This window comes from Pseudomonas sp. CF161, assembly GCF_000416215.1.
Taxonomy (GTDB): Bacteria; Pseudomonadota; Gammaproteobacteria; order Pseudomonadales; family Pseudomonadaceae; genus Aquipseudomonas.
In genome coordinates this window covers 68301-92390 of the sequence record NZ_ATLP01000043.1, presented here as the reverse complement: position 1 = coordinate 92390, position 24090 = coordinate 68301, and the positions used below count along the sequence as shown (strand labels likewise).

Here is a 24090-nt window from a genome sequence, read left to right as displayed (position 1 = left end):
AACCGGGGCCGGGTTTCAGGCGGGGCCTTTTGCGGGTTGGCTCAGGCGCCGCGACAGCATCAGCAGCAAGGTGGCGAACAGCACCATGATGGTCGCGGCCGCGAGCAGCACCGGGCTCAGGGATTCGCGGGCCGTGGTGAACATTTCCCGGGGCAGGGTGCGCTGGTCGGGGCCGGCCAGGAACAGGGTGACCACCACCTCATCCAGGGACGTGGCGAAGGCGAACAAGCCGCCGGAAATCAGCCCCGGGGCAATCAGCGGCAGGGTGATCTTGCGCAGGCAGATCCAGGGTGTCGCGCCCATGCTGGCCGCTGCCCAGAGCAGGCGCTGGTTGAGCCCGACCAGTGCCGAGCCGACGTTGATCACCACGAAGGGCACGGCCAGGGTGGTGTGGGCCAGGACCAGGCCGGTAAAGGTCCGGGTCAGGCCCAGGCTGGCAAACACGAAGTACATCCCGACCCCGACAATCACCGCCGGCACGATCATCGGCGCGATCAGCAGCACCTCGATAAAACGTCGCCCCGGCAGCCGGTCATGGCTCAGCCCGAGGGCCGCAAGGCCGCCGAGCACCACCGCGAGCAAGGTGCTGAGGCAGGCGATGGCAAAGCTGTTGAACAACGCCCCCAGCCATTGGCTGGAACCGAAGAACGCCTGGTACCAATGCAGGGTCAGGCCGCTGATGGGCAGCGACATATAGCGGCTGTCGCTGAACGACAAGGGCAGCACGATCAGGATCGGCAGCACCAGGAAAGCCAGCACCAGCCAGCCGCTCAGGGACAGGCTGAAAAAGCCGAACACGCTCAGGGCGCCGGCGTTAGGGTTCTTGATCATCAGTGTCTCCCCTGGGAGCGGCCACGGGCGAGCCGGGCCTGGATCAGATAGAGCAGGGTGGTGACCGTCAGCAGGACGATGCCCAGTGCGGACGCCAGGCCCCAGTTCAAGGTGCCGGTGGTGAATTGGGCGATGTAGTAGCTGATCATCTGGTCGCCGGGGCCGCCGATCAGCGCCGGGGTGATGTAAAAGCCCAGGGTCACGATAAACACCATCAGCGCTCCCGCCGCCAGGCCCGGCAGGACCTGGGGCAGGTACACCCGGAAGAAGGTGAACAGCGGCCGCGCGCCCATGGAATAGGCGGCCTGGACCAGCAGCCGATTGCTCGACTGCATGGCCGCCAGCAACGGAAACACCATGAACGGCAGCATCACGTGGACCAGCGCCAGGATCACCCCGAAGCGGTTGTACAGCAGGCGCAGCGGGCTATCGATCAACCCCAGGTACAGCAGCGAGGTATTGACCACGCCCTGGTCCTGCAACAGCACCATCCAGGCCGTGGTGCGCACCAGGATCGAGGTCCAGAACGGCAGCAGGATCAACAGCAGCAACAGGTTGCGCGTGCGCGGCGTGCGCCGGTCGAGGTAGGCACACAGCGGGAACGCCAGCAGCACGCAGATCAGCGTGGTGGCCGCGGCAATGGCGAAGGTGCGCAGCAGTATCGAGCGGTACAGGCCTTCTTCACCCTTGCCGACGATGCCCTGGTTGTAGTCGCGCTTGAGGTCCAGCGCCGACAGCAGGTGGTAGCTGCCGACCGGCCCGCTGGCGCGCTTGAAGCTTTGCCAGGTTTCGTTTTCCAGCCAGCGCGGGTCCAGCGCCGCGAACCCCTGGGCGCTGCCATCCAGATTGGCGGCGCCGCGCTTGGCGGTGGCGAGCATGGCGCGCAATTGCGGTGCCTCATAGGACAGGCGCCGGGCCAGCCCCGCCAGTTCCTTGGCCGACACCTGTTGCAGGTCGGCACTGAACGGGCGCAGCAGGCGCTCATCCGGCGCCGAGCGGCCATCCCATTGCTTGAGCGCCAGGGCGGTTTGCGGCAGTGCGTCGGGCAGCTCGCTGTCGGCCACGCCCCGCCACAGCAGGGTGGCGATCGGGCCGACGAAGGTCAGCAGTAAAAACAGCACCAGGGGCGCGAGCAGGGCATAGGCGCGCCACAGCGCGCGGTGATTCCTGCGCGCCACGACCGGCAGTGCAACGGCGAAGGTGGTCATCTCGAGGCCTCGGATAGTTACTTGGCCGACCAGGCGGTCCACTTGGCATTCAACTCATCGACCCGGTCGACCCAGAACTTGTCGTCGATCTGCAGCACGTTGGCGCTGTTCTGCGGCGCGCTGGGCATGTCCGCGAGGACCTTGGGGTCGACCTGGGCGATGCCCTTGACCGTGGTGATACCGGTCGGTTGCAGGGCCGGCCAGAGCTTTTGCTGGTCGGGGTTGCCCATCTCCTTGAGCAGGCCGTAGGCGGCTTCCGGGTTCGGCGAGTTGCGCAGGATCACCCAGCTGTCCATGGTCTGCAGCGACTGGTTCCACACCAGGCCGAAGGGTTTGTGGTCCTGGTTGATGGCATTGGTTACCCGGCCGTTGTACGAGGTGGTCATCGCCACTTCGCCGGAGGCCAGCAACTGCATGGGCTGGCCACCGGATTTCCAGAACAGCAGCTGGTCCTTGATCTGGTCCAGCTTGGCGAAGGCGCGGCTGACCCCGGCCGGGGTGTTGAGCACTTGGTAGACCTCGGCCACCGGCACGCCGTCGGCCATCAGGGCGATTTCCAGATTGCCCTTGGGCCCCTGGCGCAGCGCGCGTTTGCCCGGGTACTTCTTCAGGTCGAAGAAGTCGCTCCAGCCCTGGGGCGTGCCGCTCAGTTTCGACTTGTCATACCCCAGGACAAAGTTGTAGACCGCAGCACCGACCCCGCACTCGCTGATCGCCGAGGGGATGTAGGTGTCCTTGCCGCCGATGCGTGCAAAGTCCAGGGGCAGGAACAGGTCCTCGCTGCAGCCCAGTTGCAGGTCTTCGCCCTCGACCTGGACCACGTCCCAGCCGCTGTCCGGGCCTTCGGCCTTGGTCCGCAGGATGCCGATGCCGCTGTCCCAGGAATCTTCCTGGACCTTGTTGCCCGAGGCCTTGGCGTAGGGCGCAAAAAAGATCTGCCGTTGCACGTCCTGGTAGCTGCCGCCCCAGGACACCACGGTCAGGTCGCGGGCCTGTGCGGCGGCTGAGGCCAGGCCCAGGCACAGCAGGGTGGAACAGGTGAAAAGCGATCTGCGGTTGAACATGATTTGACTCCAGAGCTGGTTTTTAATCGTTCTTGTGGCAGCAATAGAAAGGCGTGATGCAGCTGTTTGTTGTTATGCAAGGCCGGTGTTTCAGGGCAGGATCAGCGCGTGCTCCCGTGGCAGCGCCAGCCCTACGCGCTCGCCCGGCAGGGGCAGGGCGCGCTGCAGGCTGCCGGGGTTGAGCTTGAGCATCAGCGGTGCGCCGCTGGGCAGCACCAGGTGCAGGCTGCAATGGGCGCCGTGGAAGATGCTGTCCACCAGCTGCGCGTGCAGGGCCGGTTCGCCGGGGTTGGCCAGGCGCACGTTTTCCGGGCGAATCGCCAGGGCGGCCGGGTCGCCGACCGCCAGGGTCGCGCTGGCACACGGCACCTCGTGCAGCGAGCCGTCTTCCTTGAGGCGGATGCCGGCGCTGCCGTTGCCCAGGTGGCTGATCCGGCCCTCGAGGAGGTTGGTCTCGCCCAGGAAGTTGGCCACGAAGCGGCTGCTGGGGCGGTTGTAGATCGCTTCCGGCCTGTCGATCTGGGCGATTTTGCCTTCATGGAACACCGCAACCCGGTCGGACAGGGTCATGGCTTCGTCCTGGTCATGGGTGACGTAGACAAAAGTGATGCCGAGCTGGCGATGGATGCTCTTGAGCTCCAGTTGCATGCGCTCGCGCAGGGCCTTGTCCAGGGCGCCCAGGGGTTCGTCCATCAGCAACATGCGCGGGCGATAGACCAGGGCCCTGGCCAGCGCCACCCGTTGCTGCTGCCCGCCCGACAGCTGGGCCGGGCTGCGCGAGGCAAAGCCGCCCAGTTGCGCCAGCTCCAGGGCTTCGCCGACGCGCTGGGTACGCTCGGCGGCCGGGACATTGCGCAGGTTGAGGGGGAACGCCACGTTCTGTTCCACGGTCATGTGCGGAAACAGCGCGTAACTCTGGAACACCACGCCCATGTCGCGCTTGTAGGCCGGCAGCCGGCTGATGTCCTGGCCATCCATGAGGATCCGCCCGCGATCCGGTGCGTCGAAGCCGGCCAGCATCATCAGCGTGGTGGTCTTGCCCGAGCCGCTGGGGCCCAGCAGCGAGAGAAATTCGCCTTGGGCAATCTGCAGGTTCAGGTCGTTGACCACCCAGCTGCGCTCGTCGTAGGTCTTGTGCACGTTTTCAAAACGCACCAGGGCCGTATCGCCCGTTGCGGGGGCCGCCGTCGAGGCCTGGGGGGACGCTGCGTTCATGGGCTCGGCTCGTTGTCTGATGGGTTCTTTGAGCAGGGGCGCGGCGCTCATTGCGCCAGCTCCGCATACACCTCGTCCAGGGACTCGGCCACGGCCGTGAGGATGACCTCGACCTGGGCCGCGTCGATGATCAGCGGTGGCGCCATGACCAGGGTGTCGCCCAGGGCTCGCAGCAGCACACCGCGCCGTTGCAGGGCTTCGGCGACCCGGGCCGCGACTTTGAGGTGCGCGGGGAAGGGTTCGCGGCTGTCCTTGTCGGCGACGAACTCCAGGGCCGCCATCAGGCCGATGCCGCGGGCTTCGCCGATCAGCGGATGGTCGGCAAAGGCTCGGACGCCCGCCTGGAACCGCGGCGCCACGGCGGCGACATTGCCCAGGATGTCCAGCTCGTCGTACAGGGCCAGGGTTTCCAGGGCCACCGCCGCCGCCACTGGGTGGCCGCCGTAGGTATAGCCATGGCCGAAGCCGCCGAGGACGTTGCTCTGGTCGGCAATGGCCTGGTAGATCGTGTCGCTGATCAGTAAAGCAGAAATGGGTTGGAAGGCCGCCGACAGGCCCTTGGCGCAGGTCAGCATGTCCGGTTTCAGGCCCATGGCCTGGGAGCCCCAATAGTGCCCGGTACGGCCGAAACCACAGATCACCTCGTCGGCCACCAGCAGGATGTCGTACTTGCGCAGCACGGCCTGGATCTTGGCGAAGTAACCAGTGGGCGGGACGATGACGCCGCCGGTGCCCATCACCGGTTCGGCGAAGAACGCGCCGATGGTTTCCGGGCCGTGCTCAAGGATGGTCTGTTCCAGCTCGGCGGCCAGGCGTGTGCTGAAGGCTTCTTCACTCTCCCCGGGCTGACCCTGGCGATACAGGTGCGGGCAGCGCACGTGGATCACATCGGCCAGCGGGTCGCCCCAGCCTTTATGCATGTTCGGCAGGCCGGTGAGGCTGGCGGCGGCCAGCGTGGTGCCGTGGTAGCCGCGCTGGCGGGCGATCAGCTTGTGCTTCTGCGGCTGGCCGATGGCGGTGTGGTAATAGCGCACCAGCTTGATCGCGCTGTCGATGGCTTCCGAGCCCGAGCTCTGGAAGATCACCTTGCTCAAGGTCGAGGGCGCGCGCTCGATCAGCGCCGCGGCCAGGTCAATCACCGGTTGGGTGGTGCGGTGGGCGAAGGTCTGCTGGTAGGGCAGGGTCAATAACTGCTGGTAGGCGGCCTGGGCCAGGCGCGGCTGGCTGAAACCCAGGGTCGCGCACCACAGGCCCGACATGCCTTCGATAAAACGTTGGCCCTGGGTATCGAAAACGTAGATCCCCTCGCCACGCTCCATCACCAGGGGGCCGACCTGTTCGTGCAGCCGCAGGTTGGTCTGGGGGTGCAGGTGGTGGGCGATGTCCTTGCGGGCAAGGGCTGAATCGAGCGCCGTCATAATCTGTTCCTCGTGCATGAATCGTAAGCGTATGCGTGACGTGGTTTCATATTTACGAGGAAATATACTGAGCGTCAAACGATATTTTATTTCTTACAGAAAAATACTGTTTCTCTGGGTGGGCGTTTTTTTGGTTTTCTTCCATGGCTGTTACAGCCGGTTTTGGGCTTTTTCAATCAGATCAATGGCTTATTTCATTGGCTGGCTGCGTTGCGCTTGCCCAGTACGGGCGTCCGCGTCAAGCGCTTGTGGGTTCGGCCGGCAATCTCTTGCTTTTCATCCTGTGGCGTGAGAAATAACCGAGATCAAGAAACCTGCGTACCGCCTGACGAAACGAATCAGGTTGCAGGAAACTTGCCAGCAAGGGCCACCACAGGATTTTTCAGGGAGCGGTAATGAGCGACGAAACAGGCAAGGGTGGGGTGCGCTCCGTGCAATTGGCGCTGGACGTGCTGGAGCAGGTCGCTGCGGCGTCGGGCGAAATCGGCGTCAGTGAGCTGGCGCTGAAGCTGTCCACCACCAAGGGCTCGGTGTTCCGCCACCTGAAGACCCTGGTGGAGCGCGGTTACTTGAGCCAGAACCCGGCGACGTCGCGCTACCGCCTGGGGATTCGCGCCTATGTCCTGGGTCAGGCTGCGGCGTCGGGCATCGATCTGCTGAGTGCTTCGGCCGATGCGATGCGGGATTTGCGCGAGGAGCTGGGGCTGTCGGTGGTGCTCTCGGTGCTCGAAGGCGGGCGCCTGACTGTGGTCACCACCAGCCTGGGCAAGGCCTCGCTGGAGATCGGCGTGCGCCCGGGCACCGAGTTGTCCATGCACTGCAATGCCCAGGGCAAGCTGGCGCTGGCGCACTCGGACAAGTTGCTGGCACAACTGGTCCACGGCGCGCCGTTGCAGCGCTTCACCGAGCACACGGTGGTGGAGGTCGCCGAGCTCCAGCGCCAGGTGCACGAAGCCCGGGCCCGGGGCTACGCGCTGGCCATCGAGGAAGAGACCCTGGGCATCTGCGCCCTGGCGGCGCCGATCTTTGGTGCCACCCATGAGCTGACCGGAACCCTGGCGCTGGTCGGCACCTTGCAGCACATTCCCCGGGTGCCGCCCGCGCCCTATGTCGAGGCCGTGCGCCGGGCGGCCCTGAGGATTTCCTGGAACCTGGGCTACAAGGGGGCGCTCGGCTGATCAGTCGGCGTTGCGCTCGGCCAGCCAGGCCCCCCAGAACAGGCTCGAGAAAAACCGCGTCGGCGCACCGAAACCGGCGTCAGCCAGCAGTTGGGCGATGGCCGCTTCCGAGGCTGGTGGGTCGGCGCCCTGGAGGATTTTGCCAAGCTTGGCCTGCACCTGTTCGGCGCTGGCCCCTTGTTGCCGCCAGCGCTGGCCCCAGGCGGCGAGCAGCAGAGGCTGGCTGGCGTAGGGTTGCTGGTTGCCGGCCAGAATCAACGGCGCTCCCGGTTTCAGGCGCTGGGCGAGCTGGGCGAGGATCTTCTGTTTCGCGGCTTCACCCGGCAGGTGATGGAGGACCCCGACCAGCGTCGCGGCGTCATAGGCTTCGCCCTGGGCCAAGTCGTCGAGGGTGCCCAGGTGCACTTCAGTGCGATCCAGCAGGCCGCGGGCCTGGAGTTGGCTGACGGCAAGGTCGAGCATCGCCGCCGACGGGTCGACGGCACAGAACTGCCACAGCGGCTCCAGTGCCGCGCAGGCCAGAATCTCCTGGGCGGTGCCTCCGGCTCCCACCACCAGGATCCGCGCCGGCTGCCCGGAACCCAGGTGCGCCGCCAGCATGCACGCCAGCAGGTCATGGCAGGCGTCGTAACCGGCCAGGGCAATGCGGCTCTGTTGGGCGTATTCATCGGCGCGCGAAGCGTCGAACTTGTCCACGGAAGGATTGGGCGGGTTGGGCATGGGCGGCTCCTTGGGTTCAGGTGCTGCTTACCTTAAATGCCTTACTGGGATAAATGAAATTCATGTTTCGACTGGGATGCATTCCTGGCTGGAATGCCTGCTCCGGGTGGAGCAGGGGGATACAAGGGGGGAGTGGCGTCAGTCGAGAATCAGGTGCGGCAGGAACCGGCTGGAGTCCTTGGTGATCAGGCTGTTGTCTTCACGCACGCCAATGCCGGCGGCCTGGTCACCAATCACCCAGGAACCGATCAGGGTGTAGCTGTCGTCAAAACGCGGCAGCGGGGCCAGGGCCTGGAGGATAAAGGGCGCGTCGGTGTAAGGCCCGTCTTCCTTGACCACCTGATCGTCGGCGGTGCGCAGTTCTATATTGGCCCCCTCGCGGGAGAAAAACGGCTTGCGCACCCAGCCTTTGGGCACCGCACTGTTGGGGTGCGGGTCGAGGTAGCTTTCCAGCAGGTTCGGGTGGCCCGGGTTGAACTCCCAGAGCAGCGGCAGGATGCCCTTGTTGGAGATGATCGCCTTCCACGCCGGCTCGAAGAACTGCGTGTCGCACTGGGCGATGGCGGCACCGAAGGGTTCGTGGAAGATGAACTCCCAGGCATGCAGCTTGAACAGGTGCGGGATCCAGCGTTCTTCCAGGTCGACGAAGCGCCCTTCGGCGTTGAGGCCGATGTCTTCGATGTCGATATGGCGTGATTCGATGCCGACCTGTTCCGCCACCAGCCGCAGGTAGTCTGTGGTGGCCTTGTCTTCCACCGACTCTTTCATCGAGGCGAAGTAGAACGGGCGCTTGATCCCCAGCTGGGCGAAGGCCTGGTGCAGGCGGGTGTCGATGCTGTTGAACTGGTCGGCATGCCGCGGCAGCAGGCCACGCTCGATATTCTGCTCCAGCCAGCCCCACTGGAACGCGGCGGTTTCATAGAGGCTGGTGGGGGTGTCGTAGTTCAGTTCCAGCAGCTTGGCCGGTCCGGTGCCGGCGTAGGAAAAGTCCAGGCGGCCGTACAGGTGCGGGTGGCCTTCGAGCCAGGAGTTGCACACCAGGTCGTGAAACGCCGGCGGGATGCTCAGGCGTTCCAGCAACTCTTCGCTGCGCGCCACCTTGTTCGCCAGATCCATGCACATTTCATGGATCTCGGTGGTCGGGTCCTCAAGGTCGTTTTCGATCTGCTTGAGACTGAACTGGTAGTAGGCGCTCTCGTCCCAATAGGCTTCGCCATCGATGGTATGGAACATGAAGCCGAGCTTTTCTGCGGTCTGCCGCCAGTCCGGGCGTTCCTTGAAGGGGATCTTCTGCATCGCCGTAGTGTCCTTAGCTGCTGGAGCGCCCCGAGCTTTTGCTCGACCCGCCCCAACCGCTGCGGGCGCTGGCCTGGCTGCCGAAACCGCCGCGCGAGGTGGAGGAGGCGACGGAGATTGGCCGCGTGTTCTTGAAGCTGTTGCCCGTCTGCGCCTGGCGCGACCGGCTGAAGGTCGAGCCGGAGTCGATGCGTTGGTTCAGCGTCGAGTTGGCGTAACCGCCGCGGTCGTCGCGGTAGCGGTACACCGGTTCGGAGTAGTAGCTGCGATTGCCGCCGCTGAGCATATTGCCGATCAGCAGCCCGGTCAGCAGGCCGTTGGTCGAGCCTCCGAAACCGCCGGAATTGCCCGAGTTGCCGGCGTCCATGCCCGCAGCCTTGGCCCGGTCGAGGTCGGCCTGGGTGAAGGTGCCGTCGGCGGAGATCTGGAAGCCGCCGAGTTTGGGGATGAACTTGCCGTTGGACTCCTGCTGGCACCAGTTCTCGACGAAATCGGCATCGCAATCGGCCTGGTTGTCATACACCGGCGCGCGGCTGCGGTGTTCGGCCATGGCCTTGATGTAGGCGTCGGAGCAGATGTCGACCGGCAGCTTGCCGTCGACGCATTCCTGCACCGATTGGAAGTTGAATTTCTGTTGCACGGAAATGGTATCCGGCTCGGAATTGCAGCCGGAAATCGCCAGGGCCACCGAGGTCGCCAGGGACAGCTGAACGTATTGACTTCGTTTCATCACGGGCTCCGTTCAGGCCATCAGTTCTGGGAAGGGGTCATGCAGGCGGCATTGAGCAGGCCGACGCTGATGGCCACTGCCGCCACGTAGATGCCGGCGGCGATTTCACCCCTGCGGATGCGTTCTGAGGTGCCCTTGAGCACCAGGCTGGTCATGAAGAAGGCGAGCATCTGCACCACGGCGGCGATCAGCGCCCAGACCACGAAGTCCAGCAGGCTGATGGAGTAGGCGATGACATTGCTGGCCGGGATCGCGAAGCCGATGATCGCGCCACCCAGGGCAATGGCGGCGGCGACGTTGCCTTCGCGGATCAGCTCGAACTCCTTGTGCGGCGTCAGGCGGGTGTAGACGAACTGGAACAGGCCGAACAGCACCGCGGCGCCGAGGATGTAAGTGACGAAGCCGATCACGGCGAATTTGTTCAGGGAAATCGAAAGTGCTTCAAGCATGGGCCTGGTCCTTGGTCAGAGAGGTTGCAAGTCGGTCATGTACAGCGAGATGCCGAGGGAAGTGCTGAGGCTGATGCTGCCTTCGGCGTCTTCTTCCACGGAGAACAGCAGGAACTCGCGGCGATCAGTGAGGCCGGTGTCCCGCGCATAGAGCATGGAGCGGTGTTCGACGACGTAGGACTGGTCCGGGTTGCTGACCCGTTCGCTGAAGGCCACCAGTTCGGTCTGGCCGGCTTCGGTGCCCCATTCGCGACTGTAGTCGGCGCCGTCATGGCTGTAGCCGGGCAGCCCGATCAGGCTGTTGGGGCCGGCCAGGCGGCGCAACTCGGCTTCGCTGTTGATGGTCACGTAGCTCAGGTAGTTGAACAGGATCACCGACTCGACCTGGCCGTCGACCGCGCCACTGGTGTGGATCTGCAGCCAGTAGTCTTCGTCGTTCATGTAAAAGCGCGACAGCCAGTTGGATTGGCCGAGGTCGACCACGCCCTGGCTCCAGATCTGCTGGGTGTCGGGAATCACCACCGCGCTCTTGCCGTCGAGCAGCAGCTTGAGGGTTGGGTCGAAGCTGACGGCCAGCCCTTGGGCCAGGCCCAGGGGGCCGACGGCGGGCAGGCTCGCCTGGGCTTTCGGGGCTTCAAAACCGAGGAATTGTTTAAACCATCCCATTGCTGATGTCCTTGAGGCGAGTGGGGCGATGCAACGCGTCAGCGCTGCCGGGCATGGCGCGCGGCAAGCGTGAACGAGGGGTTACCGGGGCGCATTAGACATCGCCCGCGAGCGGGAGAAAAGGCTTTTCGCGGCGACGAAGCCGGCGAAGGCGCCGGCGATATGCCCTTCGAAGGACACACCGGCACGGGGGATAAAGCCGAAAATCAGCCCCGAATACAGGAACATCACCACGCTGGCGGCCAGCAGGCTGCCCCAGCTGCGCAGGAACCAGGCGCGGGCCAGGATGTAGGCCCACAAACCGAAGACCCAGCCGCTGGCGCCCACGTGGATACCCCTGAAACCGAACAGCCAGACCAGGGCGCCACCGAGCAGGATGATGGTCAGGCTGACGCTGACAAAGCGCTTCAGGCCTTCGGTCATCACCAGGGCGCCCAGCAGCAGGAAGGGCACCAGGTTGGCCGCCAGGTGGCCGAAGGAACCGTGCAGGAAGGGCGACAAGGCAATGCCCGGCAGCCCCTGCAGGGTGCGCGGGATCAGGCCGAAAATATTCAGGCTGTAGCCCAGCGCGCTGTTGAACACCTGTACGGCCACCATCAGCAAGGCCAGGCCGGCGAGCGTCTTGAAGCCTTTTACTGCATCCATCCTGGCCCTCCTGAAGGCCGTTAGCCTTGTAGCTGCTGCCGCCAGGCTGCGCTGGCCCTCAATGACGCCTCATACATCTGCATGCATGACAGCGGACCGAAAGGCCAGCGTCCGAACACGGCCCACGCCTTTCGGCAGCGGCTACAGGTGGCCTGATTACTCGGCCGACTGTTTTTTCAGGCGGTCGAGAATCGCATTGGCGCTGCCCTGGTTGGGGATGATGTTGGCTTCCTGCAGGCGGCGCTCCAGGTCGTTGCCATTGGCGGAATCGGCCAATTCTTCGTGGGCTTCGAGCTCGGCGGCGCGCTGGTCCTGCTTGGCTTGCAGGCGGCTCAGGGTGCCGACTGCGGTTTCCAGCTTGCCATTGGCACCGCCGCTCGCGATGGAGGCGCTGACCTGGGCTTTCTGCACGCTTTCCCGGGCCTTGGCCATGTCCACTTGCTGGCGCAGGCTCTTGATCCGGGCTTCGGCCTTGGCAATGTCCTTGCGCATCTTCTCGGCATAGGTGCCGAATTCGGCAGATTGCTTCTGCTCGGCGTCGAGGCTGGTGGTCAGGCCGGAGATGGCTTCAGCCACTTCCAGGGCCAGGTCTTCGCGGTTGGCCTGCAAGGCGGCCATGGCCTTGGATTCCAGGTCGGCGATCTTGGCGTTGTACTCGGCAACACGCTCGGACGACAGCTTGTGCTTGGCCATGATGGTCACCAGCTCGCGCTTGGCGTTGGCCAGGGCGCCGTCGGCGTCGCGGATTTCCTGGTCGAGAATACGCAGGGCCTGTTGGTCGGCAATGGCTTCGCCGACTTCGTTGGCGCCGCCGCGCAGGGCGGTAAAGAGTTTGTTCCAGATGGACTGAGTCATGGTGAAGGCTCCAGGTTCGGGAAAATCAGTTGAAGAAGCTTTCGAAGGCTTCAGTGGCGCGTTGTACGTTGTCGACCAGGGTGCGCACTTCGGTCACCACATTGGTCAGGTTGGAACCCGAGCTCAGCGCGCCGAACATGTTGTAGACCGTCTGGCCATTGGGCATCGACTCGATGCCGATCGACGACAGCGGGAACATTTCCCGGCTGCGCAGCACGGCGTCGTTGAAGCGGACCACGTCGTTGATCGATTCCAGATCCACCAGCACGGTGTCGACGATGATCTGCTCGCCCACCACCGCGATGTAAATCGGCAGGCCGCCGTATTCGTTCATCTGCAACTTGATGCTCTGCTCGGAGCCTTGCATCAGGGTCAGGGTGATTTCCCGCGAGGTCACCTCGTCGAGTGCCTGCAAGGCGCTGAAGAGACGATCGATGGACCAGTTTTCACCTGCAATCATGTTGTTCTCCAATACCGGTGAGCCAGCCATCAGCGGCTGGCGCAGCTTCTTCTCGAGTTCCTTGAGCACGCTGCGGTTTTCCGGCAGCACCCAAGTTTCGTGTTTCACATAACCCGCGGCGCTGAGGCCGGCACGCATCTGCTTCATATAGAAGCTCGATGGTTTCTTGCTGGAGGCCTTGGCGGGCTCTCCTGGTCGGCTCTCTGAATCCGCCGTTGAATCGTCGGGCGGGCTTGCGGGGAGGCGGGTTTTCATTGGGGTGTCTCCGTGTCTCAGGTATCACGCGTGAGAACACTACAGATCAATTCGCTGATTCTCAATAGCTCACGCGTGAGATTTTGTTACGGCGGGAAATACTCGTTCGCGGCCTAGATGACCTTCACGGCGCGGCCAATGAATTGCACCGGGCCTGTGGGTTTGCCGATGGCTGAGCCGGTGCTTTGTTCCAGGGTCAGCTCGAACAATTGGTTGGCTTCCAGTGGCGGCAGCTTGTCCAGGGGCACGTGCAGGGTCTGCCCGGGCTTGACCAGGCCCAGGGATACCGGGCCTTGCCAGTCGTCGCCCTTGGTCCAGAATTCCAGGGCCTTGTCCGCCGGGACTTGGGCAATTCCCAGGGGGATCAGCTGGATTTCCCGGGGGTTGCTGGCCTGGACCACCCAGCCGGGGGCCTGGTTTTGCGGTGCTACCAGCACCACCAGGTAGGTCGGCGTGCTGACCGGTACGGCTCGGGTCAGCAGCAGGCTGCCCAGAATCAGGCTGGCGGCCAGCCCGGCCGCCGCCAGCCCGCGCCACAGCGGCAGCAGGTTCCACCAAGCGGATGCCGAGGCGCGGGGAGGGGCGTGTGTTCGGGGTTGGCTGTCGCCGAGGCTGCGTTCGATCCGGCTCCACAACTGCGTCGAAGGTGGGTGCGGCGCGGCCAGTTGGGTCAAGGGGTGCAGGCGCTGTTCCCAGGCATCCACCGCGGCGCGCAGCCGGGGTTCGCTGGCCAGGCGACGTTGCAGGGCGTCGCGCTGTTCGCCCTCCAGGGTGCCCAGCACGTATTCGCCGGCCAGTTGCTCAAGGCTGTCGTCTGTCGGCTCGCGGTTCATCCCATGCACTCCCGCAGTGCCGTGAGGCTGCGCTTGATCCAGGCTTTGACCGTGCCCAACGGCGTGCCCAGCTTGTGTGAAATCTGCGCGTGGGAGTAACCGTCGACATAGGCCTTGAGAATGCACTCGCGGCGCGCCGGTTCCAGTTGCTCCAGGCAGTGCAGGATGCGCCCGCCCTGGGCCAGCAGTTCGCCCTGGGGCTCGGCCGGCCACTCATGCAGGGCGTGCAGGGCCTCGACTGCGGCCTCGTCGACCTGCACTTCGCGGCCCTGGCGCCGCAGGAAATTCAATGCCAGGTGCCGGGTAATGCTGAAGATCCAGCCCCGGGCATCGCCGCGCCGCGGGTCGAAGCTGGCGGCGCCGGTCCAGATCTTGATGAAAGCGTCGTGCACGATGTCTTCGGCCAGCGCGGTATCGCGCACCAGGCGCTTGGCCACGCCCAGCAGGCGCGGGCCTTCCTGCTGGTACAACGCGTGCAGCGCCTGACGCTCGCCGCGGGCGCAGGCGGCAAGGCTGGCTTCATAGTCGAACAGCGGCTCGGGCAAGGACACAGGTTTTGGCCGTCTACAGGTGGTCAGCGCCCCGGCCGGGTAGCCGGGGCTCGCGAAAGGCAGCGTAGACGAGTTCAGGTCCGGCCATTTCGCTGTTTGTGTTACCGCTTATTTGGCGGCCCAGAAAATATAGTCAGCCTGGTATTGCACCTGTTCGCGCTGGCCCTTGTTGGCGCTGGTGCAGGCCGCGCTCGGCGCTACGCCGCCCTTGAGCGCCACCCGCTGGATATAGCTGACGCCCGTCATGGCGCCCTTGCCATCGGCCGGGTTGGCCTTGACCAGTTGATAGGGCAGGTTGCCGGCGCTGGAGGGGGCGACCGCCACCTGGGTGCCGGTGATTTTTGAGCCGTCCTTGGCCTGCCAGGTGGCGGGTGGGCCGAAATAGCTGCCGACCGGCTTGCCGCTGCGATCATTGAGCACCGCCTTGGGGCCGACGAAAAACCATTCGGTCTGGCCGGCGGCGTTGGCCTTGTCCCGGCATTCATAGGTGATCTCGCCGACGCCGACGGTTTCCAGGGCGATGCTGTGCCCGGCCGGCACCCGCACGCTTTCCGGCAGCTCGGTCTGGGCCTGGGCGGCGGGTATTGCCAGGAGCCAGGCACTGGCGACAAGGGGAGTGGCGACAAGGCTGAACAAGTGTTTGGCATTCATGGGTAGCGCTCCAGAAAGGGGGGTAGCCGGGCAGCATCAGGGGGCTGCTGTCTGTACTACCCGCCAGGCGGCGATTTGGATGCAGGGTGCGGAAAATAAATATCCGAGCCTTAACGGTCGCTCGCATCAGGCGCCGGCAAGTCCCGCGCGCAGTGTCGCAGGCGCGCCGCCTCGTCCGCTTGCAGTATCCGCTCGGCCGGGGTCAGGGCCCGTTCGGCATAGACCCGGCTGACAAACAGGATGGCATCGTTGCCGTCCGGCTCGTCGGGGTAGTCCGGGTGGGCACTGATGTGCGCGAGCAGCGCCTGGGTCACCGGCAACACGTGAAAGTGCACGCTGAAGCCTTTGGAGAAACCCAGTTTGTAGAACACCACCTTAACGGGCGTGTATTGCGCCTGCAGCAGGCCCTCGGTCCAGGCCAGCACGGGGCCGAGGGCGAGCAGTGCCTGGGGTGTGAGGTCGACGATGTCGCTGGCTTCGGCGACCGAGGAAACGATCAAACTGCCCGGATAGCGGGCGTCACGGCGATAACTGACCTGCCAGTGTTCGCTCGACAGGATGTGCAGCGGGTCCATGCGGGAGGCTCTCTTTGGTCTAGGGGTGATTGAAGCGGTACAGGGTGCAGGGGTAGCCATCGGCGCTGATGGCCTGGCAATCGAAGGTGCCACCGCTGAGGGTGGGCATGACCCTGGCCCAGAACATCCGTGCCGGCTGGTTGGCGTCGATATGGACGATTTGCCAGGCGCCCGGCAGTTGCTCGAGCAAGCGGGCGCTGACCGCGCGGCCCAGGCCCTGGCCGCGAAACCGGCGGCTGATAAACAGGTAGCCAAGGTTGTAGCGGGTGCTCGCCGCGTGCACCCTGTCATCGACGCAGGCCATCCCGGCCAGCTCGCCATCGACACGGATCAGCCACGGGCGGGTCTGGGGCGCGCGCCAGTAGTCGTCCTGGGACTGGATCTCGTACAGGCCGTGGCGCCCGAATTTGAGGGGCAGCCAGGCGCTGAGTTCATAGAGGTAGAACTGCAGCAGGTGGTCGAGGATATCCAGCTCGTCGCGCTGGGCCGGGCAGAGTTCGAAGGCCGGCATCAGACGCAACCGGGCCGTGGGTGGCGGGCCAGGTAGTCCTCGGCGTCCAGGCGATACAGCAGGCTGGGCGCGAGGTCGGGGAAATCCTCGAGTTCGCCGTACAGGCTCAGCCCCAGGCGTTCCAGGGCGCGCCGCGAAGGCAGGTTGTCCGGGCGCACCAGGCCGATCACGGCCGGACGTTGCAGGCGGTGGAATGCCAGCTCCAGGGCGGCGCTCGCCATCTCGTTGGCGTAGCCCTGGCCCCAGGCGGGCACCGCCAGGCGAAAGTACAGGTTGAGCCCGGTGTGTTCGCCAAAGCGCGAGTCCATGATCCCGCCAAACCCCAGGATCTCTTCAGGGCGTTCGCGTCGGCACAGCGCCCAGTAGCCAAACCCCTGTTGTCGCCAATGTTCGATCCAGCCCTGCACGTTGTCCCGGCAGGCGTCGCGGCTGGCTGCGCCATTGGGGTTGAAGCGGTTGGTCTCGGGGTCGCCATGGATCGAATGGACCGCATCCAGGTCGGCCAGGGTCGGCATGCGCAACAGCAGGCGCGGGGTGTACAGCGGCGGGACGGGGCGCATCGGCTTATTCCATGGGCGCGGCTTGGGGCCGGGGGCAGTTTTCTTCAATACAGGGGCCGGGCCGGGCATCTACCGTGCTGGCCAGACAGTGTGATTGGGAGAAGGTAGGTGATGAGCGTTGTTTTTTCCATGGCGGCCTTTGCCCTGGCCTGTTCGATTACCCCCGGCCCGGTGAATATCGTGGCCTTGAGTGCCGGCGCCCGGTTCGGTTTGCGGGCCAGCCTGCGGCATGTCACCGGCGCGACCCTGGGCTTCATCCTGTTGCTGGTGCTGATCGGCCTGGGGCTGCATGAGCTGTTGTTGCGCTGGCCGTGGCTGACCCGGGGGATCCAGCTGTTTGGCGTGGGCTTTTTGCTGTTCATGGCCTACAAGCTGGCGCGGGACAGCGGCCAGATCGACACCCAGGGCAACGGTCGGGCGCCGTCGATGCTGTATGGCGCGCTGATGCAGTGGCTCAACCCCAAGGCCTGGCTGGCCTGTGTGGCCGGGATGGGGGCCTTTGCCGCCAATGGCGAGGCTCGGCTGGTGTGGCTGTTTGCGGCGGTGTACCTGGTGATCTGCTACCTATCGGTGGCCTGCTGGGCCTACGCCGGCACCTTCTTGCGCCAGTACCTGGAACACCCCGGGGGCGTACGCCGTTTCAACCGCAGCATGGCCGCGCTGCTGGTGCTGAGTGCTGGCTACCTGCTGCTGCCCTGAGTCAGGCGCGGTACTGCCCGGGCGTCGCCGACAGGTGCTGCTTGAACGCCCGTTGCAGGTGGGCCTGATCGGCAAAGCCGGCTTCGGCGGCGACTTCGGCGATCGCCGCGCCCTGGCGCAGTCGCAGGCAGGCGAGTTGCACCCGCTGGTTGACCAGGAAGGCGTGGGGCGTCATGCCGTACTGCTGCTTGAACGCACGGTTCAGGTAAGACGCCGACAGCTCGGCGGCCTGGCAGATATCGTGCATTTTCAGGGCGCGGGTGCAGTTGTCGCGGATGTAGTCGGCGGCGCGTTCCAGCTTGTGCCTGGGCTCGGGCAACGGCGGGCTGGCAGGTTCGAGGTGCTGGTGCAGGGCGCGGAAAAAGTCCGCGACCTGCTGCTGTTTGTCCAGGCTCGACAGCTGCTCATCCAACAGCACGGCGTAGAGCTGGTTGACCCGGGCAAACAGCTGCGGGTCGTTGCTCAACGGCGTGGAATAGGGCTGGAAACCCGGGCCCTGGCTGAACCCTGCCTGTTGCTGCAAGGCCGTCAGCCAGGGGGTGTCGACATACAGCATGCGGTACGACCAGGGCTGGTCTGCGATCGGGTTGCAGGCATGCACCACGCCCGGGTTGATCAGCACCACGCTGCCGGTGCTGACGTGAAAGGTGCGGTGCTCATGCACATAGGTGCTTTGCCCGGCGGTGATGGTGCCGAGGGAGAACTGTTCGTGGGAGTGCCGGGCATAGCAGGCCTTGCGACCATCGGCGATGGCCCGGGCCTCGATAAAAGGCAAGGCTGCATCGCGCCAGAAACGGGGTGCCTGGTCGAAGTGCTTAGCGCCTGACGGCTTCATCGCGGGGCTTCCTTGGGGCGGGCCGGGGTGAACGAGTGTCAGGCGCCGGCCCGGCCGGATCAAGTGTTTTCAAACCTGCCGCTGCCTCGTTCCTCGGCAGCGGCTACGGGTCAGGTCAGAAATCCCATTTGGTGGTCAGTTGCAGGCTGCGGGGTTCGCCATAGAAGCCGGTGCTGAAGTTGCCAATGCCGGTGTAGTACTTCTTGTCGAAGAGGTTCTTCACGTTGAGGGTCGAACTCAGGTGCTGATTGAACTGGTAGCGGGCCATGGCGTCGACCAGGAAGTAGCCGTCCTGGGCAAGGCGTGAGTCATGGCCGCCGTTGACCGTGTCGCTCGGGTCGGGCTGGAGCACATTGCCGTAGAACTCACTCTGCCAGTTGACGCCGCCGCCCACGGTGAGCTTCTGCAGGGCGCCGGGCAGCCGGTAGCTGCTGAACAGTCGGGCTACCTGCTGCGGCGCGGTGCTGCGCAGGACCGAGCCATAGACATAGTCGTTGTTGACGTCGCGGGTGTGGTTGTAGCTGTAGCCGGCGCTGAGGTTCCAGCCTTCAAGCAGCTCGCCGGCCAATTCCAGTTCGAAGCCCTTGGTGGTGGCGCCTTCGGCGGCGCGGTAGATGGCGTCGGTGCCGTAGCCGCTGATGATCTGCGCCACGTTGTCCTGTTCGATCCTGAACACGGCGAAGCTGGCGTTGACCCGGCCGTCCAGGTACTCGGCCTTGATCCCCGCCTCGTAGCTGTCGCCTTCGACGGGGTCGAGGACCTGCCCATTGGCGTCCTTGCTCATTTGCGGTTGATAGATATTGGTGTAGCTGGTGTACACCGAGTACGTGTCGTTGAGGGCATAGACCACACCCGCGTAAGGCGTCACCACCCCGGTCTGGTGGTAGCCGGTGCGCATGTCGGCCTGGGTCGGGTCGGCGAAGTCGGTGAAGTCCGAGGCTTTGAAATCACTGACCCGCCCGCCCAGGATCAGCGACAGGTCGTCGGTGGGTTTCAGCCGGGTGGCGAGGTAGGCACCGGTCTGGCGCTCGGTAATCTTGTCGCTGCCGGCGCGGGGAATATTCGGCTTGGCGAACTTGCCGTTCCAGTCGTAAATGCTGCTGCCGAGCAGCGGGTACACCGAACCGTAGACCGGGTCGTTCTGGCGCGCGTTCATCGAGGTGAAACCGGCGATCAGCTCATGTTCGCGGCCGAGCAGGGTGAAGGGGCCGCTGAGGTTGATGTCGATATTGTCCTGGGTCTGGTCGCCGACGAACTTGCCCATGTACATGAACATGCCGTTACCGGTCGCCGCATCCGGATTGCCGCCGCTGGCCGAGCCGAGCAGGGTGTCGTGCTCGCGATGCTTGCGGTCGTAGCTGACTTTGAGTTTCCAGTCGTTGGCCAGCTTCTGTTCCAGGGATGCGAACAGGGTCTGGGTCTGGAAGTCGCGGCGGCTCCAGTCGGTGCCGGGGTTGAAGGAGCGCGAGAAACGGGTCCGCGAACCGTCGCTGTTGTACATCGGGAAGCCGGTCCAGCTGGCCCCGCGAGAGCGGGTGTTCTGCTGGTCCATGCCGAAGGTCAGCAGGGTGTCGGGGGTCAGGTCCATTTCCAGGATGCCGTAGGCGATGTCCTTGGTGTTCTGGTAGTGGTCGAGGTGGGATTGGCGTTCCTGATAGACCCCGACAAAGCGCCCGCGCACGTTACCGCTTTCGGTCAGCGGGCCGGAGATATCGCCCTCGCTGCGGTAGTTGTCCCAGGAGCCGACGGTGCCGGTGACCGAGGCCTTGAAGTCCCGAGTCGGGCGTTTGCGGATCAGGTTGACGGTGGCCGACGGGTCGCCCGAACCGGTCATCAGGCCGCTGGCGCCCTTGATGATTTCGACCCGGTCGAAGGTCGCCATGTCGGTGCTGGTGGTGCCGTAGTCGTAGACCCCGTCGTAGGTCGAGTTGACCCCGTCGTACTGGAAGTTGGTGATGGGCATGCCCCGGGTCGAGAACTCCCAGCGCTCGCTGTCGTAGTTCTGCACGCTGACCCCGGGGGCGCGACGCAGCGTGTCGGCAATGCTGGTGGCGCCCTGGTCATCCATTTGCTGGCGGGTGATCACGGTCACCGACTGCGGCGTTTCGCGCAAGGACAGGGCCAGGCCGGTGGCCGACGATGTGGCGCCGGTGGTGTAGGACTGGGTGCCTTCGGTGGTGGCGCCCAGGCCCTGGGCCGAGATGGTGGTGGCCCCCAGCTCCACGTGGCCACTGCCCTCGGGCAGGCTCTGCAGTACATAGCCGCCGTTGCTCAGGGGCTGGGCCTGCAGCCCCGAACCCTGGAGCAGGCGCTGCAAGCCTTCGGCGACGCTGTAGTTGCCGCTGAGCCCGGCGCTGCGCTTGCCCTGTGCCAGCTCGTTCTGCCCGGCGAGGAAGATCCCGGCCTGTTCGCAGAAGCTGTTGAGTGCCGTCACCAGTGAGCCCGGGGCAATGTTGAAGGCGCGGGTCTGGTGTTCACTGGCCGGGGCTTCGGCGGCCTGGGCCGGCAGGGGCGCCAGGCACAGCAGGGCGGCGGGAATGGCCAGGGCCAGGGGGCGCAACGGGAAGCGCAAACGCAGGGTGGTGGGTGACGGCATGGGGGTCCCTTTGGATCAAATCGATCGGCAATGTGAGTGCTGCTAAGGGGTTAACCGAAGGAAAGATCGAAAAGGGAACCGCAGCTCAAAAAAAATCTTCAGGGGCTCACACCCTGGCTTCGAGGCTGACCCACCAGGGCGCCAGGCGCCGGACCCGCACCGGCAGCGCCGCCTCCAGCAGACGCAGGGCCTGGTCGCTGTCGTGCAGCGGGAACGAGCCCATCACCGCCAGGTGCGCAATGGCCGGGTCGCAGCCCAGGTGCCCGCTGCGGTAATGCCCCAGCTCTTGCACCAGTTGCCCCAGGGCCAGGTTGTCGGCCAGCAGCAGGCCTCGGCTCCAGGCTTCGCGGGCGGCGCTGGCATGCTGGCTCGGGCCCAGGCTGTAGCGGTCGAAGGCCAGTTGTCGGCCGGCCTCGACCACCTGCACCTGGCCACCGTCGGCGGTGCGCACCTCGACCGCCCCGGCATACACATTGAGCAGGGTGCGTTGCGGCTCCCGGCGCACGCTGAAGCGCGTACCCAGCGCGCGCATCTGCCCGTGTTCGCTGTGCACCAGGAAGGGCCGTTGCAGTGCATCCCGGGCGGTGTCGATCAGCACTTCACCCAGGTGCAGGCGCAGCAGGCGTTGCTGCGGGTCGTAGCGCACGTCCAGGGCGCTCAAGGCATTGAGCCAGATCCGGCTGCCGTCGCTGAGCAGCGCTTCGCGGGTTTCGCCGGTGCCGGTGGCGTAGTCCGAACTCCAGCGGCTCAGGGCGTCGGGCAGCGCAGTGCCGCGCCAGGCGCCCCAGCCCAGCAGGCTGGCGCCGCCGAGCAAGAGCAGGCCACGCATACTCTGCCGGCGTGACAGCCCCGCGCGCGCGCCGTGGCGCAGGGCCTGGCTGGCGGCCTGTTGTTCGCCGGCAACCTGCAAGGGCGCAAAACGCTGGCTGACCCGCTCCACGTAACACCAGGCCTGCTGGTGCTCCGGGTGCTGTTCGATCCACTGCTGCCAGCGCTGGCGCTCGTGCTCGGTGGCCTGCGGGTCGTGCAGTTGCACGAACCATTGCGCGGCCTGTTGCAGGCTGGCGTGGCTGAGGGTGCCGCGGCTGGCTTCATTGGCCATGGGTCATTGCACCAGCAGGCCGTCGAGCTCGGCTTCGAGCATCGCGCAGTGCATCAGGGCCTGGGCCAGGTATTTCTTGACCATGCGTTCGCTGACGCCGATCTCCACGGCGATGGCTTTGTAGGGCATGCCGTGCAGTTGCGCCAGGACAAAGGCGGCGCTGACCCGCTGCGGCAGGCGCGCGAGCATCGCATCCACTTCGTACAGGGTCTCGATGATGATCGCCCGCTGCTCCGGCGACGGTTGCAGCGGTTCGGGGCGCGCGGCAAGGGCCTGCAACCAGGCCTGTTCCAGTTGCCGGCGGCGCCAGTGATCGATGCACAGGCCACGGGCAATGGTGGCCAGGTACGAACGCTGGTGCACCACGCAGGCCAGTACCGGCGGGCGCTTGAGCACCCGGACGAAAATGTCGTGGGCCAGGTCGGCGGCATCGCAGGCGTTGCTCAGGCGACGGCGCAGCAACTCGTACAACCAGCGGTGGTGGTTGCTGTAAAGGGTCTGGACCAGGGCGGTATCGGGGGGCAGGGGTGAAAGCACGATGTCCATCCGGCGCGGGGGCGCCTTGGGTGCAAATAGGAATTGATCGCGATTTAAGCAAAAGGGTCAGTCTGGCGCAAATGATATTGGTTTGCTTTTGCATTGGGTGCGTTTCGGTAACCGGTGCTTGCCGTTAAACTGCGCGCCTCCGATTGTCTTGCAAGGATGCCGCTCCCCATGTCTATCCGCCCCGTGCTGGTGGTTACTGGCCTGCTGCTGGCCACCGCGGCCACCGCCGAGCCGCTGGTGTATCAGTTGACTGACCCGGCGCAGAAATACCGCGTCGAACTGCGCTTCGCCCAGCCCCCGGCCGACAGCTACGAATCCGCCCCGGCCACCGTCAGCCTGCGTGACAAGGCCAGTGGCGAACTCCTGCAAACCCTGGAATCGCCTGCCGCTTATGCCACCCTCAAGCAGGACGGCAGCCTGTCCACCGGGCAGGCGCCGATGTACGGCGACCAGAGCGCGCTGTTTTTCGATGACTTCAACTTTGATGGCGAACAGGACCTGGCCCTGCGCAATGGCAGCGAGGGCGGTTATGGCGGGCCGTCCTACGATGTCTACCTGTTCGACCCCGGCACCCGGCGCCTGCAACTGAGCCCGGCGTTTTCCGACCTGACCCGTAACGGCCAGTTGGGCATGTTCGACACCGATCGCCAGGCCCGGCGCCTGCACACCTGGTCCAAAAGCGGCTGCTGCTGGCATCAGGACGCCAGCTGGAAGGTGGAAAACAACCTGCCGCTGATGGTCGAGGAGCGGATCGAGGAGGGCTACACCCCAGCGCCCGAGGAGGGCTTCATGCCCCGGGGTTATTTCAACGTCACCTACCGTGCCCTGGTCGACGGTCAGTGGCAGGAGCATTCACGACTCGAGAGCCCGGTCAGCGAGGCACCGGAAGTGTTCAGGGGCACCCTCGAGGGCAAGATCCCGGTCGAGCTCTGGTGGCAGCGCCAGGGCGAAGTGCTGGTGGGCGAAGTACGTTATCCCAGGGGCGGCAGCGGCCAGCCGATCCTCCTGGTGGGGGGCGACTACGAGACCGGCAGCGTGACCCTGGTAGAGTCCGGCAGCCACGGCGAGATCACCGGCACCTGGTATGTGCAGACCGAAAACAACCCGCAGGGCAAGCGTGAGGCGGTCTGGGTCCAGGGTTCGAAGCGCTTTAACGGGATGCTGCAGGAAACTTCGGCCAAGGTCGCCGAGAACAAGCTCGGGCCGGTGGCCGATGAGCAACGCGATGGGCGCTACCTGATGCGTGACGATGCCGAGCAGCGCAGCGCCGAGCTGATCCTGACCCTGGTGCCCGGCACCGAGCCCCATGCCCTGGGCAGTGTCGATGTGAGCATGCGCCTTGAGCGCCCCGGCGTGGCGCCGCTGCTGATGCAGCAACGGGTGCCGCTGACCGTCGGCAACCTGGCTATAGTCTGGGACCCGAAAACCCGGCGCGGCTACCGCTTGCAGTTGCTCAAGGGGGCGCTGCTGATGTCGGGCAACTACGAGTACCGCGACTTGCGCGGGACCTACGTCAAGCAGCCTTGAGCCACGAATAAAATAGCCCTTGTGGGTCATGCCGATCAGTTAAGCGCTAGAGCGAACGAAAAAACATAACCTGTGGCGAGGGCGCTTGCTGCCGTGGGGCCAGCCGGCGCTCCG

General features: G+C 65.1%; 26 protein-coding genes. 3 read left to right on the top strand and 23 right to left on the bottom strand.

Annotated features, from left to right (window positions below; genetic code table 11):
* Positions 1 to 15: 15 nt before the first annotated feature.
* The 5 genes from CF161_RS08375 to CF161_RS08355 all read right to left on the bottom strand — a co-directional run bounded on the left by CF161_RS08375 (position 16) and on the right by CF161_RS08355 (position 5736).
* Positions 16 to 831 (bottom strand): ABC transporter permease, encoded by an 816-nt coding sequence (locus tag CF161_RS08375; protein ID WP_020296131.1) that lies wholly within the window; start codon positions 829 to 831, stop codon positions 16 to 18.
* Positions 831 to 2039 carry an ABC transporter permease gene (locus CF161_RS08370; RefSeq protein WP_043228902.1) on the bottom strand — a complete coding sequence of 403 codons (1209 nt, stop codon included), beginning with the start codon at positions 2037 to 2039 and terminating at the stop codon, positions 831 to 833. Before CF161_RS08370 ends, CF161_RS08375 begins: the two co-directional genes overlap by 1 nt.
* A 17-nt stretch (positions 2040 to 2056) precedes the next feature.
* Complete coding sequence (locus CF161_RS08365; protein WP_020296129.1) at positions 2057 to 3103, bottom strand: ABC transporter substrate-binding protein; 1047 nt, start codon at positions 3101 to 3103, stop codon at positions 2057 to 2059.
* Between the two features lie 90 nt (positions 3104 to 3193).
* Positions 3194 to 4318, bottom strand: a complete 1125-nt coding sequence (locus CF161_RS08360) for an ABC transporter ATP-binding protein (protein WP_020296128.1) — start codon at positions 4316 to 4318, stop codon at positions 3194 to 3196.
* 47 nt (positions 4319 to 4365) lie between these two features.
* Positions 4366 to 5736, bottom strand: coding sequence for an aminotransferase (locus CF161_RS08355; RefSeq protein WP_020296127.1), 1371 nt, complete (start codon positions 5734 to 5736; stop codon positions 4366 to 4368).
* Positions 5737 to 6131: 395 nt separating this feature from the next.
* Here CF161_RS08355 and CF161_RS08350 point away from each other — a divergent pair, with 395 nt between their 5' ends.
* Positions 6132 to 6914, top strand: coding sequence for an IclR family transcriptional regulator (locus tag CF161_RS08350; protein WP_020296126.1), 783 nt, complete (start codon positions 6132 to 6134; stop codon positions 6912 to 6914).
* Here CF161_RS08350 and CF161_RS08345 read toward each other — a convergent pair whose 3' ends face one another.
* The 14 genes from CF161_RS08345 to CF161_RS08280 form a co-directional block, all read right to left on the bottom strand.
* A complete protein-coding gene (locus CF161_RS08345; RefSeq protein ID WP_020296125.1) occupies positions 6915 to 7634 on the bottom strand; it encodes a class I SAM-dependent methyltransferase in 720 nt (239 codons plus the stop codon).
* Positions 7635 to 7772: 138 nt separating this feature from the next.
* Positions 7773 to 8930 carry a glutathionylspermidine synthase family protein gene (locus CF161_RS08340; RefSeq protein WP_020296124.1) on the bottom strand — a complete coding sequence of 386 codons (1158 nt, stop codon included), beginning with the start codon at positions 8928 to 8930 and terminating at the stop codon, positions 7773 to 7775.
* A gap of 13 nt (positions 8931 to 8943) precedes the next feature.
* A complete protein-coding gene (locus CF161_RS08335; RefSeq protein WP_020296123.1) occupies positions 8944 to 9660 on the bottom strand; it encodes a DUF1190 domain-containing protein in 717 nt (238 codons plus the stop codon).
* 20 nt (positions 9661 to 9680) lie between these two features.
* Positions 9681 to 10109: a DUF350 domain-containing protein gene (locus CF161_RS08330; RefSeq protein ID WP_020296122.1), complete on the bottom strand. Its 429-nt coding sequence runs from the start codon at positions 10107 to 10109 to the stop codon at positions 9681 to 9683.
* Between the two features lie 15 nt (positions 10110 to 10124).
* On the bottom strand, positions 10125 to 10775 hold the full coding sequence (locus CF161_RS08325) for a DUF2491 family protein (RefSeq protein ID WP_020296121.1): 651 nt from the start codon (positions 10773 to 10775) through the stop codon (positions 10125 to 10127).
* Positions 10776 to 10856: 81 nt separating this feature from the next.
* Positions 10857 to 11420: a rhomboid family intramembrane serine protease gene (locus tag CF161_RS08320; RefSeq protein ID WP_020296120.1), complete on the bottom strand. Its 564-nt coding sequence runs from the start codon at positions 11418 to 11420 to the stop codon at positions 10857 to 10859.
* A gap of 156 nt (positions 11421 to 11576) precedes the next feature.
* Positions 11577 to 12275: a PspA/IM30 family protein gene (locus CF161_RS08315; protein ID WP_020296119.1), complete on the bottom strand. Its 699-nt coding sequence runs from the start codon at positions 12273 to 12275 to the stop codon at positions 11577 to 11579.
* A 25-nt stretch (positions 12276 to 12300) separates the two neighbouring features.
* Positions 12301 to 12990: a YjfI family protein gene (locus CF161_RS08310; protein WP_084471680.1), complete on the bottom strand. Its 690-nt coding sequence runs from the start codon at positions 12988 to 12990 to the stop codon at positions 12301 to 12303.
* A 113-nt stretch (positions 12991 to 13103) separates the two neighbouring features.
* Entirely contained in the window at positions 13104 to 13823 is a 720-nt protein-coding gene (locus tag CF161_RS08305; protein ID WP_020296117.1) for an anti-sigma factor domain-containing protein, read from the bottom strand.
* Positions 13820 to 14374 (bottom strand): sigma-70 family RNA polymerase sigma factor, encoded by a 555-nt coding sequence (locus CF161_RS08300; RefSeq protein ID WP_020296116.1) that lies wholly within the window; start codon positions 14372 to 14374, stop codon positions 13820 to 13822. The genes CF161_RS08305 and CF161_RS08300 overlap by 4 nt, the downstream gene beginning before the upstream one ends.
* Before the next feature lie 108 nt (positions 14375 to 14482).
* Positions 14483 to 15025 carry a DUF3455 domain-containing protein gene (locus CF161_RS08295; protein ID WP_020296115.1) on the bottom strand — a complete coding sequence of 181 codons (543 nt, stop codon included), beginning with the start codon at positions 15023 to 15025 and terminating at the stop codon, positions 14483 to 14485.
* Positions 15026 to 15135: 110 nt separating this feature from the next.
* Positions 15136 to 15600, bottom strand: a complete 465-nt coding sequence (locus CF161_RS08290; RefSeq protein WP_020296114.1) for a hypothetical protein — start codon at positions 15598 to 15600, stop codon at positions 15136 to 15138.
* Between the two features lie 19 nt (positions 15601 to 15619).
* The gene (locus CF161_RS08285; RefSeq protein ID WP_020296113.1) at positions 15620 to 16111 is read right to left on the bottom strand and encodes a GNAT family N-acetyltransferase; all 492 of its coding nucleotides are present in this window, start codon (positions 16109 to 16111) and stop codon (positions 15620 to 15622) included.
* Complete coding sequence (locus CF161_RS08280; RefSeq protein WP_020296112.1) at positions 16111 to 16671, bottom strand: GNAT family N-acetyltransferase; 561 nt, start codon at positions 16669 to 16671, stop codon at positions 16111 to 16113. The genes CF161_RS08285 and CF161_RS08280 overlap by 1 nt, the downstream gene beginning before the upstream one ends.
* Positions 16672 to 16782: 111 nt before the next feature.
* On the opposite strand from CF161_RS08280, the gene CF161_RS08275 reads away from it, so the two are divergent.
* Positions 16783 to 17370, top strand: a complete 588-nt coding sequence (locus CF161_RS08275; RefSeq protein ID WP_020296111.1) for a LysE family translocator — start codon at positions 16783 to 16785, stop codon at positions 17368 to 17370.
* Between the two features lies 1 nt (position 17371).
* On the opposite strand, the gene CF161_RS08270 is transcribed toward CF161_RS08275, so the two are convergent.
* From CF161_RS08270 to CF161_RS08255, 4 genes are all read right to left on the bottom strand, one after another.
* The gene (locus CF161_RS08270) at positions 17372 to 18205 is read right to left on the bottom strand and encodes an AraC family transcriptional regulator (protein ID WP_020296110.1); all 834 of its coding nucleotides are present in this window, start codon (positions 18203 to 18205) and stop codon (positions 17372 to 17374) included.
* A gap of 115 nt (positions 18206 to 18320) precedes the next feature.
* A complete protein-coding gene (locus CF161_RS08265) occupies positions 18321 to 20801 on the bottom strand; it encodes a TonB-dependent siderophore receptor (protein WP_020296109.1) in 2481 nt (826 codons plus the stop codon).
* A gap of 106 nt (positions 20802 to 20907) precedes the next feature.
* The gene (locus tag CF161_RS08260; protein ID WP_020296108.1) at positions 20908 to 21903 is read right to left on the bottom strand and encodes a FecR domain-containing protein; all 996 of its coding nucleotides are present in this window, start codon (positions 21901 to 21903) and stop codon (positions 20908 to 20910) included.
* Positions 21904 to 21906: 3 nt separating this feature from the next.
* Positions 21907 to 22449, bottom strand: a complete 543-nt coding sequence (locus CF161_RS08255) for a sigma-70 family RNA polymerase sigma factor (protein WP_020296107.1) — start codon at positions 22447 to 22449, stop codon at positions 21907 to 21909.
* Between the two features lie 168 nt (positions 22450 to 22617).
* On the opposite strand from CF161_RS08255, the gene CF161_RS08250 reads away from it, so the two are divergent.
* Entirely contained in the window at positions 22618 to 23976 is a 1359-nt protein-coding gene (locus CF161_RS08250; protein ID WP_020296106.1) for a hypothetical protein, read from the top strand.
* Positions 23977 to 24090: the final 114 nt, after the last annotated feature.

Coding starts and splice junctions, on each gene's coding strand:
- CF161_RS08325 (WP_020296121.1), bottom strand. CDS start 10,775: ATGGGATGGTTTAAACAATTCCTCGGTTTTGAAGCCCCGAAAGCCCAG.
- CF161_RS08370 (WP_043228902.1), bottom strand. CDS start 2,039: ATGACCACCTTCGCCGTTGCACTGCCGGTCGTGGCGCGCAGGAATCAC.
- CF161_RS08265 (WP_020296109.1), bottom strand. CDS start 20,801: ATGCCGTCACCCACCACCCTGCGTTTGCGCTTCCCGTTGCGCCCCCTG.
- CF161_RS08285 (WP_020296113.1), bottom strand. CDS start 16,111: ATGCCGGCCTTCGAACTCTGCCCGGCCCAGCGCGACGAGCTGGATATC.
- CF161_RS08250 (WP_020296106.1), top strand. CDS start 22,618: ATGTCTATCCGCCCCGTGCTGGTGGTTACTGGCCTGCTGCTGGCCACC.
- CF161_RS08320 (WP_020296120.1), bottom strand. CDS start 11,420: ATGGATGCAGTAAAAGGCTTCAAGACGCTCGCCGGCCTGGCCTTGCTG.
- CF161_RS08290 (WP_020296114.1), bottom strand. CDS start 15,600: ATGGACCCGCTGCACATCCTGTCGAGCGAACACTGGCAGGTCAGTTAT.
- CF161_RS08305 (WP_020296117.1), bottom strand. CDS start 13,823: ATGAACCGCGAGCCGACAGACGACAGCCTTGAGCAACTGGCCGGCGAA.
- CF161_RS08275 (WP_020296111.1), top strand. CDS start 16,783: ATGAGCGTTGTTTTTTCCATGGCGGCCTTTGCCCTGGCCTGTTCGATT.
- CF161_RS08360 (WP_020296128.1), bottom strand. CDS start 4,318: ATGAACGCAGCGTCCCCCCAGGCCTCGACGGCGGCCCCCGCAACGGGC.
- CF161_RS08310 (WP_084471680.1), bottom strand. CDS start 12,990: ATGAAAACCCGCCTCCCCGCAAGCCCGCCCGACGATTCAACGGCGGAT.
- CF161_RS08335 (WP_020296123.1), bottom strand. CDS start 9,660: ATGAAACGAAGTCAATACGTTCAGCTGTCCCTGGCGACCTCGGTGGCC.
- CF161_RS08365 (WP_020296129.1), bottom strand. CDS start 3,103: ATGTTCAACCGCAGATCGCTTTTCACCTGTTCCACCCTGCTGTGCCTG.
- CF161_RS08345 (WP_020296125.1), bottom strand. CDS start 7,634: ATGCCCAACCCGCCCAATCCTTCCGTGGACAAGTTCGACGCTTCGCGC.
- CF161_RS08340 (WP_020296124.1), bottom strand. CDS start 8,930: ATGCAGAAGATCCCCTTCAAGGAACGCCCGGACTGGCGGCAGACCGCA.
- CF161_RS08260 (WP_020296108.1), bottom strand. CDS start 21,903: ATGGCCAATGAAGCCAGCCGCGGCACCCTCAGCCACGCCAGCCTGCAA.
- CF161_RS08315 (WP_020296119.1), bottom strand. CDS start 12,275: ATGACTCAGTCCATCTGGAACAAACTCTTTACCGCCCTGCGCGGCGGC.
- CF161_RS08355 (WP_020296127.1), bottom strand. CDS start 5,736: ATGACGGCGCTCGATTCAGCCCTTGCCCGCAAGGACATCGCCCACCAC.
- CF161_RS08295 (WP_020296115.1), bottom strand. CDS start 15,025: ATGAATGCCAAACACTTGTTCAGCCTTGTCGCCACTCCCCTTGTCGCC.
- CF161_RS08330 (WP_020296122.1), bottom strand. CDS start 10,109: ATGCTTGAAGCACTTTCGATTTCCCTGAACAAATTCGCCGTGATCGGC.
- CF161_RS08350 (WP_020296126.1), top strand. CDS start 6,132: ATGAGCGACGAAACAGGCAAGGGTGGGGTGCGCTCCGTGCAATTGGCG.
- CF161_RS08270 (WP_020296110.1), bottom strand. CDS start 18,205: ATGAAGCCGTCAGGCGCTAAGCACTTCGACCAGGCACCCCGTTTCTGG.
- CF161_RS08375 (WP_020296131.1), bottom strand. CDS start 831: ATGATCAAGAACCCTAACGCCGGCGCCCTGAGCGTGTTCGGCTTTTTC.
- CF161_RS08255 (WP_020296107.1), bottom strand. CDS start 22,449: ATGGACATCGTGCTTTCACCCCTGCCCCCCGATACCGCCCTGGTCCAG.
- CF161_RS08280 (WP_020296112.1), bottom strand. CDS start 16,671: ATGCGCCCCGTCCCGCCGCTGTACACCCCGCGCCTGCTGTTGCGCATG.